The organism is Nocardioides sp. S5-5 (genome assembly GCF_054954065.1).
In genome coordinates this window covers 3,048,413-3,064,363 of the sequence record NZ_CP199913.1, presented here as the reverse complement: position 1 = coordinate 3,064,363, position 15,951 = coordinate 3,048,413, and the positions used below count along the sequence as shown (strand labels likewise).

The window sequence follows — 15,951 nt, the reverse complement described above, 5'->3', positions numbered from 1 at the left end:
CGGCCGGACGAACCTTCGCAGAACCAGACCAGTGCGTGCTCCGCCGTCGTCCGACCGTGGAACGCACGAGATACGTGGGAAGGACTCACGTGAGCGAAACTCCCGACTCCACTGCTGCGACGGCTCCGAGGAAGCGCGCGGGTGGGCTCAACGCCATGCTGCTCGTCGACCTCAAGGCGATGGCCGGCGGCATGGGCATCCGCGGCGCCGGCTCGATGAAGAAGGCCGCGCTCGTCGAGGCGATCAAGGCCGCCCAGGCCGGTGCGGCGACCCAGCGCAGCGCGCCCGCCGAGCAGCCGAAGGCGGACAAGCCTCAACAGCCGGAGCGGCCGGAGGCCGAGCGGCCGGAGAAGCCCGAGCAGCCCAGGGCGGAGAAGCCCAAGGCCGAGAAGCCCGAGCAGCCCAAGGCGGAGAAGCCCAAGGCCGAGAAGCCCGAGCAGCCCAAGGCGGAGAGGGCCGAGCAGCCCAAGGCCGACGAGCCGAAGGCCCAGCAGAAGCAGGGCGGCCAGCGCCAGCAGAAGCAGGGCGGTCAGAGCCAGCAGCAGAAGCAGGGCGGCCAGCAGCAGAAGCAGGACCAGCCCCAGCAGGGCAAGCAGAGCCAGGCCCAGCAGCAGGACCCGGTCCGTCCCACGGCCGCGGCTGACAACGACGACACCGACGAGGACGGCGACGGCGAGGGCGGCAGCCGCCGCAACCGGCGCCGCCGGGGTCGCGACCGCGACCGCCCCAACCGCGCGGGTCGTGAGCCCGACACGGAGGTGCGGGACGACGACGTACTCGTCCCCGCGGCCGGCATCCTCGACGTTCTCGACAACTACGCGTTCGTCCGCACCGGCGGCTACCTCGCCGGGCCCGACGACGTGTATCTGTCGCTGTCGATGGTCCGCAGATACGGTCTGCGCCGCGGTGACGCGATCACCGGCCAGGTCCGCCAGCCGCGCGACGGCGAGCGTCGTGAGAAGTTCAACCCGATGGTCCGCATCGAGTCGGTCAACGGCGTCGACCCCGAGCAGGCCAGGAGCCGGGTCGAGTACACCCAGCTCACGCCGGTCTCGCCGACCGAGCGGCTGCGGCTGGAGACCGGCCCCGACGACCTCACCGGCCGGCTCATCGACATGGCGGCGCCGGTCGGCAAGGGCCAGCGGGGTCTGATCGTCTCGCCGGCCCGCGCCGGCAAGACGACACTGCTGCAGTCGATCGCCAACGCGATCACCGCCAACAACCCCGAGTGCCACCTGATGGTCGTCCTCGTCGACGAGCGGCCCGAGGAGGTCACCGACTTCGAGCGCTCGATCAAGGGCGAGGTCATCGCGAGCACCTTCGACCGCCCCGCGATCGACCACACCACCGTCGCCGAGCTGGCCGTCGAGCGGGCCAAGCGCCTCGTCGAGCTGGGCCACGACGTCGTGATCCTGCTCGACGGGCTGACCCGGCTGGGCCGCGCGTACAACCTGGCGGCCCCGGCCAGCGGCCGGATCCTGTCCGGCGGCGTCGACTCGTCGGCGCTGTTCCCGCCGAAGCGGTTCTTCGGCGCGGCCCGCAACATCGAGAACGGCGGATCGCTGACCATCCTGGCCACCGCGGTCGTCGACTCCGGCTCCCGCGTCGACGAGGTGATCTTCGAGGAGCTGCGCGGCACCGAGAACCTCGAGCTGCGGCTGCGCAGCGACTTCGCCGAGAAGCGCCAGTTCCCCGCCATCGACGTGGTCGCCTCGGGAACCCGCCGCGAGGAGCTGCTGCTCGGCAAGGAGGAGCTCGAGATCATCTGGAAGCTGCGTCGCGAGCTGGCCGAGGGCGACCGGGCCGCGGCCCATGCCGCTCTCCTGCAGCGGCTGCGGACCTCGCGCACCAACTACGAGTTCCTGCTCAAGGTCCAGCGCGGCTGAGCCCCGCCACCCGGCATTTGGGCGGCGTGCCCGCTGTCCGTAGAATCGACTGTTGGCTCCGGTTCACGCTCCGCAACCCGCAGGGCGACCCGGACCCCCGTGAGAGGACACCATGAAGAAGGACATCCACCCCGACTACGTCGTGACCCAGGTGACCTGCACCTGTGGCGCCTCGTTCACCACCCGCAGCACCGCGACGTCCGGCACGATCCACGCCGACGTGTGCTCGCAGTGCCACCCGTTCTACACCGGCAAGCAGAAGATCCTCGACACCGGCGGCCGCGTCGCCCGCTTCGAGGCCCGCTACGCCAACGTCGGCAAGAAGTAGCCGTCTCCGAGCGCCGGCCGTCCGCACATCGCGGACGGCCGGCGCTTCGTATTTGTTCGACCTTGTCAGGGAACTCATGCAGCCGAAGGAGACCAGGTGTTCGAAGCCGTCGAGGGCATGCTCACCGAGCACGCCGACCTCGAGTCGAAGCTGGCGCTTCCCGAGACCCACGCCGACGCCCGGCTGGCGCGCACCCTCAACCGCCGCTACGCCGAGCTGAACGCGGTGATCGCGACCTGGCGCGAGTGGCAGCGGTACGGCGAGGACGCGGAGGCGGCGCGGGAGCTGGCCGGCGACGACCCGGCCTTCGCGACCGAGGCCGACTCCCTCGACGAGCAGTGCGAGGACGCCGCCGAGCGGCTGCGCCGGCTGCTGGTGCCGCGTGACCCGGCCGACGACAAGGACGTGCTGCTCGAGGTGAAGTCGGGGGAGGGCGGCGAGGAGAGCGCCCTGTTCGCCGGCGACCTGCTCCGCATGTACGGCCGCTACGCCGAGCGCCGTGGCTGGAAGACCGAGGTCCTCGACGCCACCGAGTCCGACCTGGGCGGCTACAAGTCGGTCACGGTGGCGGTCAAGAGCACCGGCAGCCCGGAGCCCGGGCAGACGCCGTACGCCCTGCTCAAGTACGAGGGCGGCGTCCACCGCGTGCAGCGGGTCCCCGTCACCGAGTCCCAGGGCCGGATCCACACCAGCGCGGCCGGCGTCCTGGTGATGCCGGAGGCCGAGCAGGTCGACGTCGAGATCAACGACAACGACCTGCGCATCGACGTCTTCCGCTCCTCGGGTCCGGGCGGGCAGAGCGTCAACACGACCGACTCGGCGGTGCGGATCACGCACCTGCCGACGGGCATCGTGGTCAGCTGCCAGAACGAGAAGTCGCAGCTGCAGAACAAGGAGCAGGCGATGCGCATCCTGCGTGCGCGGCTGCTGCAGGCCGCGCAGGACGCCGCTGATGCCGAGGCCAGCGACGCGCGGCGCAGCCAGGTCCGCACCGTCGACCGCTCCGAGCGGATCCGCACCTACAACTTCCCGGAGAACCGGATCTCCGACCACCGCACCGGCTACAAGGCCTACAACCTCGACCAGGTGCTCGACGGCGACCTCCAGCCGATCCTCGACTCGTGCGTCGAGGCCGACCTGGCCGCCCGGCTCGCGGCGCTCGAGGAATGAGCGACACCCGACAGCTGCTCCGCGCCGCTGCCGAGAGACTCGCCGCGGCGGGGGTCGCCAGCCCCGACCACGACGCCGCCGAGCTGCTCGCCCACGTGCTCGGCACCACCCGCGGCCGGCTCGTCCTCGCCCCCGAGCCCACCCCCGACCACGCCCAGCGGTACGACGACCTGCTGGCCCGCCGCGCCGCCCGGGAGCCGCTGCAACACCTCCTCGGCACCGCCGCCTTCCGGCACGTCGAGGTCGCGGTCGGTCCCGGTGTGTTCGTACCGCGCCCGGAGACCGAGCTGTTGGCCGGCTGGGCCGTCGAGCAGGCGACGACCCTCGCCGGGACGGGAGCGCGACCGGTCGTCGTCGACCTGTGTACCGGCTCCGGCGTGATTGCGAAGAGCATCGCCGACGAGGTGCCCGAGGCCCGCGTGTTCGCCGTCGAGCTCGACCCGCCGGCCCACGCCTGGGCCGAGCGCAACCTGGCCGGCACCGGCGTCGAGCTGCGCCTCGGCGATCTCGCCACGGCCTTCGACGACCTCGCCGGCCAGGTCGACGTCCTGGTCAGCAACCCACCGTATGTGCCGCTGGAGGCCTGGGAGTCGGTGGCGGTCGAGGCCCGCGACCACGACCCCCACCTCGCCCTCTTCTCCGGCGACGACGGTCTCGACGCGATCCGCGTGATCGCGCGGCGCGGCACCGTGCTCCTCAGGCCCGGAGGCGTGGTGGGCGTCGAGCACGCCGACGCCCAGGGCGAGTCCGCGCCGGCCGTGTTCAGCCGTGGTGCCCGCTGGGAGGAGGTCCGCGACCACCGCGACCTCGCCGGCCGGCCGCGGTTCACCACGGCACGCCGCCCACGTCACGGTGACGAGACAGTGGAAGGATGGAGCGCGTGAGTGCCGAGCGGTTCCCGACCGAGACCGACGAGGAGCGCGAGGCGGCGCTGGACGCGGCGAGCCGGGCCGTCCGGCTGGGCCGCCTGGTCGTGCTCCCCACCGACACCGTCTACGGCGTCGGCGCCGACGCCTTCGACGCCGAGGCCGTCAGCCGGCTGCTGGCCGCGAAGGGGCGTGGCCGGGAGATGCCGCCGCCCGTGCTGGTCGCCACGCCGGGCACGCTCGAGGCGCTCGCGACCCGGGTGCCGGCGTACGTCGCCCCGCTGGTCGCGAGGTTCTGGCCCGGCGCGCTGACCCTGGTCTGCCACCAGCAGCCCTCGCTGCAGTGGGACCTGGGGGAGACCCGCGGCACGGTCGCGGTCCGGATGCCCGACCATGCCGTGGCCCGCGAGCTGCTCGACCGTACCGGTCCGCTCGCGGTGAGCTCGGCCAACCTGTCCGGCAGCCCCGCCGCGCTCGACGCGGACGCCGCGATCGAGATGCTGGGGGAGTCGGTCGCGATCGTCGTCGACGCCGGCGCTTCGCCGGGCGGCGTGGCGTCGACCATCGTGGACGCCACCGGCGAGCGGCCCCGGCTGCTGCGGCTGGGCGCGATCTCGGTGGCCGACCTGGACGAGGCGCTCGCTGGTCTCGGCGTCACCGTCCAGGTCGAGCCGGGTGACGAGCCGGACGGGCAGGAGGCCGCGCCCGCCGATGCGTGAGTACCTGGTCGTCTTCCTCGTCGCGGCGATCGTCACCTACCTGCTGACGGTCGTCGCCCGGGAGATCGCGCTGCGCACGGGTGCGGTGGCGAAGGTGCGCGACCGCGACGTCCACGCCGAGCCGATCCCCTACCTCGGGGGGCTGGCCATGCTGGGTGGACTGTGGGCGGCGTACCTCGTGGCCCAGCAGCTGCCCTTCCTGAGCACCCGCAACCCGTTCTCGGACGACGCGCTGTCGGTGCTGGTGGCCGGCACCCTGGTCTGCGCGGTGGGCGTGGTCGACGACATCTTCGACCTCGACGCGCTCACCAAGTTCGGGGGCCAGGTGCTGGCGGTGGGGGTGCTGGTCTACGCCGGCATCCAGTTCAAGTACTTCTACCAGGCCACCGGCGAGGTCTTCTCCCTCGACCTCGGCCAGGGTGCGCTGCTGACCGCCTTCGTGGTCCTGGCGACCGTCAATGCCGTCAACTTCATCGACGGCCTCGACGGGCTGGCCGCCGGCGTGATCGGCATCAGCGCCTCGGCCTTCTTCCTGTTCTGCTATGCGCTGTCGGTCCTCAACGACGTCAGCCGGGCGACGACCGGGGCGCTGCTGTCGGCAGCGCTGGCCGGCGCCTGCGTCGGCTTCCTGGTCCACAACTTCCACCCGGCGCGGCTGTTCATGGGCGACAGCGGGTCGATGCTGATCGGCCTGGTCCTCTCGGCCACCGCGATCACCATCACCACCCAGTTCGCGCCCGGCGATCTCGCGCAGGGCGCCGACGGCACCCGCTCCAGCCTGCTGCCCGTGCTGCTCCCGTTCGCGCTGCCGATCCTGATCCTGATCGTGCCGCTGGGCGACCTCGTGCTGGCCGTCGTACGACGCACGCGGGCCGGGCGCTCGCCGTTCGCCCCCGACAAGCAGCACCTCCACCACCGGCTGCTCGAGATCGGGCACTCCCACCGTCGCGCGGTGATCATCATGTGGCTGTGGGCCGGCCTGATCGCCTTCGGGGTGGTCCTGGCCAGCGTGTTCACCGGTCCGGTGGTGTGGGCCGGCCTCGGCGTGAGCCTGGTGGTGACTCTGGTGCTGACCTTCGCGCTGCCCCACGTCCACGACCCCGCGGAGGTGGTCAGGGAGCCGGAGCCGACCCCCGATTCGGAGGCCTCCGGGACTTTGTGATAACTTTCACGAACTCCCGGAGAGCAGTCTCCGAGACCGCCCAGGACGCACCCGAGCAGAACGGCCGCCGATGCTGACGACCGAGACCCGGACACACCGCGTGGTGTCGCGTGCGGCCCTGGTGGCCGCCGCCGCCGCGGTGCTGCTCGTCGTGGTCGCCGCTCTCGTCGCCGGCTCGTCCGCCGCGCTCGGCGCCGCCGTCGGGGGAGTGATCGCGGTGGGCGTCTTCGCCTTCGGGTCCTTCGCCGTCGAGCTGGTCTCGCGGCTGATGCCGGCGGCCTCGCTGCTGTTCGCGATGCTCACCTACACCTTCCAGGTGGTGCTCATGGCGCTCGTCTTCGTCGCGCTCGACGGGTCCGGCCTGCTCGACGACGAGCTCGACGGCACCTGGGTCGGCATCGCCATCATCCTCGGCGCGTTCGTGTGGATGGCGGTGCAGATCGTGCTGGCCACGACGGCGCGGATCCCGGCCTTCGAGCCGCGTCCCGGTGCCTCGGTCGAGGGCGGTGCGCGATGACCCGGAGCTGCTGCTATTGTCCGGGTCGCAATGAGTCAGCCCGAGGAGAAGCCCCAGGGCGATCCGTGGCATGCGTTCGGCTACGTCGTGGCCGGGGTCGCCTTCTACGGCTTTCTCGGTTGGCTCGCAGACCGCTGGCTGGGCACCACGTTCCTCGTGGCGGTGGGCATTCTCGCGGGTGCCGCGCTGGGGATCTTCATGACGGCCAGGCGGTTCCGCATGATCGCTCCTGTGCCACCGGCATCACCAGAAGCACCAGCTCCACCCGACAGCCCCAAGCCCGACAGTTCCGACGAGCAGTGACCGTAGAGGAGACCTGGTGACCATCGCAGCCAGTGCCACCATCGCCGCCGAGGGTGGAGAGGGCTACACCGCCCCGGGGCCCAGCCTGTTCGACCTGCCCGGCATCGCCGGCACCGAGGTCACCAAGCCGATGGTCCAGCTGTTCCTCGCCGCGATCGTGGTGTTCGGCTTCTTCTTCCTCGCCGCGCGCAAGCGCGCGCTGGTCCCCGGCAAGCTGCAGTTCGCCGGCGAGGGCGCCTACGGCTTCGTCCGCAACAGCGTCGCCCGCGACATCATCGGCAGCCACGACTTCCAGAAGTTCGTGCCCTACCTGGTCACGGTCTTCTTCTTCATCCTGGTCAACAACATCTTCGCGACCATCCCGTTCATCCAGTTCCCGACGTTCAGCCGCGCCGGAATGGCCTACGCGCTGGCCGGGCTCTCCTGGGTCGTCTACAACGGCGTCGGCATCGCGAGGCACGGCTTCCTCGGCTACCTGAAGCTGCAGAGCGTCCCCTCCGGCGTGAGCCCGGTGATGTACCCGCTGCTGGTCCCGCTGGAGTTCTTCTCCAACATCCTGGTCCGCCCGGTCACGCTCGCGCTGCGTCTGTTCTGCAACATGTTCGCCGGCCACATCCTGCTCGCGCTGTTCGCGACCGGTGGCCTCTACCTCATCGAGCACGTCGGTGGGATCGGCTACGTCGCCGGCCCGCTGGCGTGGGTGCTCGCGATCCTCGTGAGCTTCCTGGAGATCCTGGTCCAGTTCCTGCAGGCCTACGTCTTCGTCCTGCTGAACGCCATGTACATCCAGGGCGCGCTCGCCGACGAGCACTGATCCTCCGCTCGACCACAACCCCACAGTTCTCACCACGAGAAAACAACCCGAAAGGAAAGAAGCCATGGGTGGCTCTCTCAACATGATCGGTTACGGCCTGGCCGCCATCGGCCCGGGTATCGGCATCGGTCTCATCTTCGCCGCGTACATCAACGGCGTTGCCCGCCAGCCCGAGGCGCAGAGCCGCCTCCAGTCGATCGCGATCCTCGGCTTCGCGCTCGCCGAGGCCCTCGCCATCATCGGCATCGCCCTCGCGTTCGTCCTCAAGGCCAGCAACACCTGAGCCGAACCGGCCGCCTCCTGTCAGCCCGAGATCTAGGTCAGGTCAATGAAGTCACTTTTGGTGATCGCCGCAGCTGAGGGCGAAGAGCACAACCCGCTCGTCCCCGAGTGGATCGAGATCGTGCTCGCCCTCGTGGTGTTCGCGATCCTCTTCTTCGCCATCAAGAAGTTCGTCGTCCCGAACTTCGAGAAGACGTTCGCCGAGCGTTCCGCGGCGATCGAAGGCGGCATCGCCGCGGCCGCGACCAAGCAGGCCGAGGCGGACGCCAAGCTGGCCGAGCTCGAGCAGCAGCTGGCCGACGCCCGCCACGAGGCCGCTCGCATCCGTGAGGAGGCGCGTGAGCAGGGTGCCGCGATCGTGGCCGAGATGCGGGACCAGGCCCAGGCCGAGTCCGCCCGCATCCTCGAGCACGGCAAGGCGCAGATCGAGGCCGAGCGCCAGCAGGCGGTCACCTCGCTCCGTGCCGAGGTCGGCTCCCTCGCCACCGGCCTCGCCGGTCGCATCGTGGGTGAGTCGCTGGAGGACGACGAGCGTCAGGCTCGCGTCGTCGAGCGGTTCCTCGCCGAGCTCGAGACGGCGGACGCCTCCGACGCGGGCAAGGACGCCTGATGGTGTCCTTCCGCGGCGCCTCCGCAGACGCCATGGCCGCCCTCACCGACCAGGTCGGTGGGGTGGCCGAGGCGTCGGCCTCGGCGGTGGCCGGCGACCTGTTCTACGCGGCCCGCACCGTGCGGGCCGAGGCGGCGCTGCGGCGGGTCGTCACCGACCAGTCGGTTCCGGCCGAGGCCCGCTCGGGCCTGGTCGGCGACCTGTTCACCGGCAAGGTCGACGCGGCCACCCTCGGCCTGCTGCGAGACGCGGTCGGCCGGCGCTGGACCCGCGCCCGTGACCTCGCCGACGCGCTGGAGCAGCTCGGTGTCGTCGCCGCCGTCCGGTCGGTCGGCCTGCAGGGCGCCACCCTGGTCGACGAGCTGTTCGCCGTGCGCCAGTTGGTCAACGGCAGCAGCGACCTGCGCAACGCGCTCTCCGACCCGGTCCGCTCGTCTGCCGACAAGGGCGCCCTCGTCGACACCCTGCTCGCCGGCAAGGTGCTCCCGACGACCGCCCAGCTGGTCAAGCAGGCGCTGTCCGGCTCCTACCGCACCGTCGTCGCCGCGCTCGAGGACTACGAGCGCACCGCCGCGCAGGTGCAGGGCGAGGGCGTGGCCACCGTCCACGTCGCCCGCCCGCTCGCCGAGGGCGACCAGCAGCGCCTCGCCTCCGCACTGACGCGCCAGTACGGCCGCCCGGTGCATCTCAACATCGTCGTCGACGCCGGCGTGCTCGGCGGCATGAAGGTCGAGATCGGGGACGACGTCATCGACGGCACCGTCCTGGCTCGCCTCGACGACGCTCGCCGCAAGATCGCCGGCTGACCCCGGTCGACCCGCTGATCGCCGCACCACCCACGACTTCACAGCTGTAGACAAGAGAGAAGGCACCTGAGATGACGGAACTCTCCATCCGTCCGGACGAGATCCGCGACGCCCTCGCCAAGTACGTCGCTGACTTCCAGCCCGCGGCCGCGAGCAAGGAAGAGGTCGGCACCGTCGCGTCCGCCGGTGACGGCATCGCCCGTGTGGCGGGCCTCCCGTCGGCGATGGCCAACGAGCTCCTCGAGTTCGAGGACGGCACGCTCGGCCTCGCGCTGAACCTCGAAGAGCGCGAGATCGGTGTCGTCATCCTGGGTGACTTCGACAAGATCGAGGAGGGCCAGACGGTCCGCCGCACCGGCGAGATCCTCTCGGTCCCCGTCGGCGAGGGCTACCTCGGCCGCGTCGTCGACCCGCTCGGCAAGCCGATCGACGGTCTCGGCGAGATCGCCACCGAGAGCCGCCGCGCCCTCGAGCTCCAGGCCCCGGGCGTCATGTCCCGCAAGTCGGTCCACGAGCCGCTCGCCACCGGCATCAAGGCCATCGACTCGATGACCCCGATCGGCCGTGGCCAGCGCCAGCTGATCATCGGCGACCGCGCGACCGGCAAGACCACGGTCGCGATCGACACGATCATCAACCAGAAGCAGAACTGGGAGTCGGGCGACCCGTCGAAGCAGGTCCGCTGCATCTACGTCGCCATCGGCCAGAAGGGCTCGACCATCGCCTCCGTGCGGGGTGCCCTCGAGGAGGCCGGCGCGCTGGAGTACACCACCATCGTCGCCGCCCCGGCCTCCGACAGCGCAGGCTTCAAGTACCTCGCCCCCTACACCGGCTCGGCCATCGGCCAGCACTGGATGTACGCCGGCAAGCACGTCCTCATCGTGTTCGACGACCTGACCAAGCAGGCCGAGGCCTACCGCGCCGTGTCGCTGCTGCTGCGTCGTCCGCCGGGCCGCGAGGCGTACCCGGGTGACGTCTTCTACCTGCACTCCCGCCTGCTGGAGCGCTGCGCGAAGCTGTCCGACGAGCTCGGTGCCGGCTCGATGACGGGGCTGCCGATCATCGAGACCAAGGCCAACGACGTCTCGGCGTTCATCCCGACCAACGTCATCTCGATCACCGACGGCCAGATCTTCCTCCAGTCCGACCTGTTCGCGGCCAACCAGCGCCCGGCCATCGACGTCGGCATCTCGGTCTCCCGGGTGGGTGGCTCCGCGATGACGAAGGCGATGAAGGCCGTCACCGGCTCGCTCAAGGTCGATCTCGCGCAGTACCGCGCGATGGAGGCCTTCGCGATGTTCGCCTCCGACCTCGACGCCGCGTCGAAGCAGCAGCTGGCCCGTGGTCAGCGGCTGATGGCGCTGCTCAAGCAGCCGGCCTACTCGCCCTACCCGCTGGCCGACATGACCGTGTCGCTGTGGCTCGGCACCTCCGGTCGCCTCGACGTCGTCGACACCGGTGACGTGCTGCGCTTCGAGCGCGAGTTCCTCGACTACCTGCACCGCTCGCACGACGGCATCCTGGCCGCCATCCGCGAGACGCAGAAGTTCGAGGACGAGGACGGCCTCGCGGCGGCGTACGACTCCTTCCTGACCCAGTTCGAGACCTCCGACGGCGGCAGCATCAAGGTCGGGCACGAGCCCGAGGCCGAGGCGCTTGCCGACGACGAGCTCGAGCAGGAGCAGATCGTCAAGCAGAAGCGGGGCTGACCGACGTGGGGAGTGATCTCTAATGGCCGTCTCGCTGCGTGAGTACCGCGCGCGGATCAAGTCGACGGAGTCGATGAAGAAGATCACGCGCGCCATGGAGCTCATCGCTGCGTCCCGGATCATCAAGGCGCAGCAGCGGGCACAGGCGGCAGCGCCGTACGCCCGGGAGCTGACCCGTGCCGTGTCGGCCGTGGCGACGTTCTCGAACGTCGACCACCCGCTGACGCGGGAGGAGGAGAACCCGAAGCGGGCCGCCGTGCTGGTCATCACCAGCGACCGCGGTCTCGCCGGCGCCTACTCCTCGAGCGTCCTCAAGGAGACCGAGCGCCTCGCCGAGCGGCTGCGGGCCGAGGGCAAGGAGCTCGACTTCTACCTCGCGGGGCGCAAGGCGGAGGCCTACTTCAAGTTCCGTGGGCGTCCGTTCGTCCGGGCCTGGACGGGCTTCTCCGACCAGCCGACCTACGACAAGGCGGCCGAGATCGGCGCGGCGCTGATCGAGGCGTTCTTGAAGGAGCAGGGTGAAGAGGGTGACGTGGACGAGGTCCACGTCGTCTACACCCGGTTCCGCTCGATGCTCACCCAGGAGCCGACCGCGATCCGGCTGCTGCCGCTCGAGGTCGTCGAGGGCACCGACGCCCCCGAGGCCGACGAGCTGCTGCCGCTCTACGAGTTCGAGCCGTCGGCCGAGCAGGTGCTCGACGGACTGCTGCCGCAGTACGTCCAGAGCCGGATCTTCTACGCCCTCCTGCAGGCCGCCGCCTCCGAGCTCGCTGCCCGTCAGAAGGCGATGAAGGCCGCGACGGACAATGCCGAGGAGCTGATCAAGAAGCTCACCCGGATCGCCAACCAGGCGCGCCAGGCGGGCATCACCCAGGAGATCAGTGAGATCGTCGGTGGCGTCAACGCGCTCGCCGATGCCCAGGCCGCCGCCAACGACTGAACCCACCAGAGAAAACACCAAACGGAGTAAGACATGACTGCAACGGTTGAAGAGACCACCGCCAGCGGTGCGGCCTCGGTGGGTCGGATCGCTCGGGTCATCGGCCCGGTCGTGGACATCGAGTTCCCGACCGACGCGATGCCCGAGATCTACAACAAGCTCGAGGCCGAGATCACCCTCGAGGGCGAGACCACGGTCCTGCCGCTCGAGGTGGCCCAGCACATCGGCGACGGCATGGTCCGCGCCATCTCCCTCAAGCCGACCGACGGTCTGGTCCGTGGCCAGAGCGTCTCCGACACGGGCGGCCCGATCACGGTCCCCGTCGGCGACGTGACCCTCGGCAAGGTCTTCAACGCCACGGGTGACTTCCTCAACCTCGAGGCCGGCGAGACCGTCGAGGTCACCGAGCGCTGGGGCATCCACCGCAAGGCTCCGGCCTTCGACCAGCTCGAGTCGAAGACCCAGATGTTCGAGACCGGCATCAAGGTCATCGACCTGCTCGCGCCGTACGTGACGGGTGGAAAGATCGGCCTGTTCGGCGGTGCCGGCGTCGGCAAGACCGTGCTCATCCAGGAGATGATCGCGCGCGTCGCCAAGAACCACGGTGGTGTGTCGGTGTTCGCCGGTGTCGGCGAGCGCACCCGTGAGGGCAACGACCTCATCGTCGAGATGCAGGAGGCGGGCGTCTTCGACAAGGTCGCCCTGGTCTTCGGCCAGATGGACGAGCCGCCGGGGACGCGTCTTCGGGTCGCCCTCTCGGCGTTGACCATGGCGGAGTACTTCCGCGACGTCCAGGGCCAGGACGTGCTGCTGTTCGTCGACAACATCTTCCGGTTCACCCAGGCGGGCTCCGAGGTGTCGACCCTGCTCGGCCGGATGCCGTCCGCGGTCGGCTACCAGCCCAACCTGGCCGACGAGATGGGCACCCTGCAGGAGCGGATCACCTCGACGCGCGGTCGCTCGATCACCTCGATGCAGGCGATCTACGTCCCCGCGGACGACTACACCGACCCGGCTCCGGCCGCGACCTTCGCGCACCTCGACGCGACGACCGAGCTCTCCCGTGAGATCGCGTCGCTGGGCATCTACCCGGCGGTCGACCCGCTGACCTCGACCTCGCGGATCCTCGACCCGCAGTACATCGGTCAGGCTCACTACGACTGCGCGATCCGCATCAAGCAGATCCTCCAGCGCAACAAGGAGCTCCAGGACATCATCGCGATCCTCGGTGTCGACGAGCTCTCCGAGGAGGACAAGATCATCGTGTCCCGCGCGCGTCGTATCCAGCGGTTCCTGTCGCAGAACACCTACGTCGCCAAGCAGTTCACCGGCATCGAGGGCTCGACCGTTCCTGTGGCCGAGACCATCGAGGCGTTCAACAAGATCGCCGACGGTGAGTACGACCACGTGGCCGAGCAGGCGTTCTTCATGTGCGGTGGTCTCGACGACGTCGAGCGCAACTGGGCCGAGATCCAGAAGAGCCTCTGATCATGGCTGACAACCAGGTCGAGCACCTGCATGTCGAGCTCGTCGCCGCTGACCGGACCGTGTGGTCCGGTGAGGCGGCGATGATCATCGCGCGCACGCTCGACGGAGACATCGGCGTGCTGCGCGGCCATGCGCCCACGCTGTCGCTGCTCTCGGCCTCCGTGGTCGAGATCCAGGTCGCGAACTCCAACCAGCTGGTGGTCGTGGCCGTGGACGGTGGCTTCCTGTCGGTGGCGGGCGACCGCGTGTCGATCCTGGCCGAGCGGGTCGAGCTCGCCGAGGACATCGAGGTGTCCCAGGCGCGCATCGACCTCGAGGAGGCCAAGCGGGTGCTCGACTCGAGCAACGAGGCCGAGCAGCGCGTGCGTCACGCCGAGGCGCGGATCCGCGCCGCGGAGAAGGTCTCCTAGAAGGTCACTGACACGCAGATGACATGGTGGGAGTGGCTGCTCGACATCTGTGGCGCGCTCCTGCTCCTGTGTGCGCTGTACGGCGCCGGACTCATCGTCCGGCGCCGTACGCTCTCCAGGAACGGTGGCACCTTCGAGCTGAGCCACCGGCTGCGCACCGGAACGCCGGGACGAGGCTGGGTCCTCGGTCTCGGGCGCTACTCCGGCGAGACCCTGGAGTGGTTCCGGGTCTTCACCCTCTCGCGGCGCCCGCGCCGCTCCTGGCGCCGTGACGAGCTCGAGTACGACGGCCGCCGCGAGCCGGTCGGCACCGAGCAGGCCTCGCTCTATCCCGACCACCTGGTGATCCGCTGCACCTCGCCCCGAGGTGAGGTCGAGCTCGCGATGAGCGTCTCCTCGCTGACCGGGTTCCAGTCCTGGCTCGAGGCGATGCCGCCCGGCACGGACTGGAACCGGCGCTAGTCTCCACTAGTCTCCGAGTGTGGATCCGACCTGTGCCGAGGTCACCGTCGGGTCGCGGACCGGACGCACGGTCCTCGCCGCGGCGATCCTCGGCTCCTCGCTCGCGCTGCTCGACAGCACCGTGGTCAATGTGGCCCTGCACCGCATCGGCGAGGACCTCGACGCGAGCCTCGGCGAGCTCCAGTGGGTCTCCAACGGCTACCTGCTGAGCCTGGCCTCGCTCACCCTGCTGGGCGGCTCGCTGGGGGACCGCTTCGGTCGCCGCCGGATCTTCATGGTCGGCGTCCTCGGCTTCGCGCTCACCTCGCTCGCCTGCGGCCTGGCCCCGAGTGCGGAGGCGCTGATCCTGGCCCGGATCGCGCAGGGTGTGGCGGCGGCGCTGCTGGTGCCCGGCAGTCTGGCGATGATCCAGGGCTCCTTCGCCCCGGCCGACCGGTCCCGCGCGATCGGCACCTGGTCCGGGCTGGGTGGGGTCGCCACCGCGATCGGCCCCTTCCTCGGCGGCTGGCTGGTCCAGGCGGTGAGCTGGCGCTGGGTGTTCCTGATCAACCTGCCGGTGGCCGTGGTGACCCTGCTCGTGGCCCGTCGGGTCCCCGAGACCAAGGACCCGTCGGCGGTGCGCGGCTTCGACGCCGCCGGCGCGGTGCTCGGCGCCGTCGCCCTCGGTGGGGTCACCTACGCCCTCATCGAGTGGACGACGGCCCCTGCTGTCGCCGGTCCCGCGCTCGGTGTCGGGCTCGCGGCGGCAGTCGCCTTCTGGTTCGGCGAGCGCCGCTCGCCCGCGCCCCTGCTGCCGCCCGGTCTGTTCGCCTCGCGCCAGTTCAGCGCCGCCAACGCGATGACCCTGCTGACCTATGCCGCGCTCGGCGGCGTGCTCTTCTTCCTCGTCCTGCAGCTGCAGACCGTCGCCGGCCTCGGTCCGCTCGAGGCTGGGCTGTCCACCCTGCCGATCACGATCGTGATGCTGCTGCTCGCCGGGCGCGGCGGCGCGCTCGCCGGCCGGATCGGACCGCGGCTGCCGATGACCGTCGGGCCGCTGCTGTGCGCCGCCGGCACCCTGCTGCTCAGCCGGGTCGGCGCCGACCTCGACTACGGGACCGAGGTCGCGCTGCCGCTCACCGTCTTCGGGCTGGGCCTGGCCTGCCTCGTGGCACCGCTCACCGCGGCCGTGCTGGCCGCCGTACCTGACGAGCACGCGGGAGTCGCCTCCGGCGTCAACAACGCCGTGGCCCGGGCCGGTTCGCTGCTGGCGGTCGCCGCGCTGCCGCTCGTGGTCGGGCTCTCGGGCGCCGACTACCAGCGCCCGGATGTCTTCGCCGCCGGCTACCGCACCGCGATGCTGTGCTGCGCGGGGCTGCTGGTCGCCGGGGGAGCGCTGTCTTGGCTGCTGATCCGCAACCCGGAGCGGGGCGCGGCCTGAACCAGGATGGAGAGCTGCTCCTCGCCGGACCGGGGCTGGCGGGGGTCAGGTCATCGCCG

The 15,951-nt window shown here is 70.6% G+C and carries 18 protein-coding genes; all 18 read left to right on the top strand.

The features are described from left to right. The first annotated feature begins 89 nt into the window (after positions 1 to 89). The 18 genes from rho (at position 90) to ACUP6Y_RS14440 (ending at position 15,892) form a co-directional block, all read left to right on the top strand. Positions 90 to 1,886: a transcription termination factor Rho gene (rho, locus tag ACUP6Y_RS14525; protein ID WP_462551455.1), complete on the top strand. Its 1,797-nt coding sequence runs from the start codon at positions 90 to 92 to the stop codon at positions 1,884 to 1,886. Positions 1,887 to 1,998: 112 nt separating this feature from the next. After that, positions 1,999 to 2,214, top strand: coding sequence for a 50S ribosomal protein L31 (gene rpmE, locus ACUP6Y_RS14520; RefSeq protein ID WP_462551454.1), 216 nt, complete (start codon positions 1,999 to 2,001; stop codon positions 2,212 to 2,214). Between the two features lie 96 nt (positions 2,215 to 2,310). Continuing rightward, positions 2,311 to 3,384, top strand: a complete 1,074-nt coding sequence (gene prfA, locus ACUP6Y_RS14515) for a peptide chain release factor 1 (protein ID WP_462551453.1) — start codon at positions 2,311 to 2,313, stop codon at positions 3,382 to 3,384. Next, complete coding sequence (gene prmC, locus ACUP6Y_RS14510) at positions 3,381 to 4,268, top strand: peptide chain release factor N(5)-glutamine methyltransferase (protein ID WP_462551452.1); 888 nt, start codon at positions 3,381 to 3,383, stop codon at positions 4,266 to 4,268. Before prfA ends, prmC begins: the two co-directional genes overlap by 4 nt. Beyond that, a complete protein-coding gene (locus ACUP6Y_RS14505; protein ID WP_462551451.1) occupies positions 4,265 to 4,969 on the top strand; it encodes an L-threonylcarbamoyladenylate synthase in 705 nt (234 codons plus the stop codon). Before prmC ends, ACUP6Y_RS14505 begins: the two co-directional genes overlap by 4 nt. After that, positions 4,962 to 6,131, top strand: coding sequence for a glycosyltransferase family 4 protein (locus ACUP6Y_RS14500; RefSeq protein WP_462551450.1), 1,170 nt, complete (start codon positions 4,962 to 4,964; stop codon positions 6,129 to 6,131). Before ACUP6Y_RS14505 ends, ACUP6Y_RS14500 begins: the two co-directional genes overlap by 8 nt. A 70-nt stretch (positions 6,132 to 6,201) precedes the next feature. Beyond that, positions 6,202 to 6,648: a hypothetical protein gene (locus tag ACUP6Y_RS14495; RefSeq protein WP_462551449.1), complete on the top strand. Its 447-nt coding sequence runs from the start codon at positions 6,202 to 6,204 to the stop codon at positions 6,646 to 6,648. 30 nt (positions 6,649 to 6,678) lie between these two features. Further along, a complete protein-coding gene (locus tag ACUP6Y_RS14490; protein WP_462551448.1) occupies positions 6,679 to 6,951 on the top strand; it encodes a hypothetical protein in 273 nt (90 codons plus the stop codon). Positions 6,952 to 6,967: 16 nt separating this feature from the next. Beyond that, positions 6,968 to 7,765, top strand: a complete 798-nt coding sequence (atpB, locus tag ACUP6Y_RS14485; RefSeq protein WP_462551447.1) for a F0F1 ATP synthase subunit A — start codon at positions 6,968 to 6,970, stop codon at positions 7,763 to 7,765. 64 nt (positions 7,766 to 7,829) lie between these two features. Next, the gene (gene atpE, locus ACUP6Y_RS14480; RefSeq protein WP_036542107.1) at positions 7,830 to 8,048 is read left to right on the top strand and encodes an ATP synthase F0 subunit C; all 219 of its coding nucleotides are present in this window, start codon (positions 7,830 to 7,832) and stop codon (positions 8,046 to 8,048) included. Between the two features lie 45 nt (positions 8,049 to 8,093). Further along, on the top strand, positions 8,094 to 8,657 hold the full coding sequence (locus ACUP6Y_RS14475) for a F0F1 ATP synthase subunit B (RefSeq protein WP_462551446.1): 564 nt from the start codon (positions 8,094 to 8,096) through the stop codon (positions 8,655 to 8,657). Beyond that, complete coding sequence (locus ACUP6Y_RS14470) at positions 8,657 to 9,463, top strand: F0F1 ATP synthase subunit delta (protein ID WP_462551445.1); 807 nt, start codon at positions 8,657 to 8,659, stop codon at positions 9,461 to 9,463. Before ACUP6Y_RS14475 ends, ACUP6Y_RS14470 begins: the two co-directional genes overlap by 1 nt. A gap of 71 nt (positions 9,464 to 9,534) precedes the next feature. Next, positions 9,535 to 11,172: a F0F1 ATP synthase subunit alpha gene (atpA, locus tag ACUP6Y_RS14465; protein ID WP_462551444.1), complete on the top strand. Its 1,638-nt coding sequence runs from the start codon at positions 9,535 to 9,537 to the stop codon at positions 11,170 to 11,172. Between the two features lie 22 nt (positions 11,173 to 11,194). Next, the gene (locus ACUP6Y_RS14460) at positions 11,195 to 12,112 is read left to right on the top strand and encodes a F0F1 ATP synthase subunit gamma (RefSeq protein ID WP_462551443.1); all 918 of its coding nucleotides are present in this window, start codon (positions 11,195 to 11,197) and stop codon (positions 12,110 to 12,112) included. A gap of 33 nt (positions 12,113 to 12,145) precedes the next feature. Continuing rightward, complete coding sequence (gene atpD, locus ACUP6Y_RS14455; protein ID WP_462551442.1) at positions 12,146 to 13,600, top strand: F0F1 ATP synthase subunit beta; 1,455 nt, start codon at positions 12,146 to 12,148, stop codon at positions 13,598 to 13,600. Positions 13,601 to 13,602: 2 nt separating this feature from the next. Continuing rightward, on the top strand, positions 13,603 to 14,010 hold the full coding sequence (locus ACUP6Y_RS14450) for a F0F1 ATP synthase subunit epsilon (protein ID WP_462551441.1): 408 nt from the start codon (positions 13,603 to 13,605) through the stop codon (positions 14,008 to 14,010). 18 nt (positions 14,011 to 14,028) lie between these two features. After that, positions 14,029 to 14,472, top strand: coding sequence for a DUF2550 domain-containing protein (locus ACUP6Y_RS14445; RefSeq protein ID WP_462551439.1), 444 nt, complete (start codon positions 14,029 to 14,031; stop codon positions 14,470 to 14,472). Positions 14,473 to 14,491: 19 nt separating this feature from the next. Continuing rightward, a complete protein-coding gene (locus ACUP6Y_RS14440) occupies positions 14,492 to 15,892 on the top strand; it encodes an MFS transporter (RefSeq protein ID WP_462551438.1) in 1,401 nt (466 codons plus the stop codon). Positions 15,893 to 15,951 lie beyond the last annotated feature (59 nt).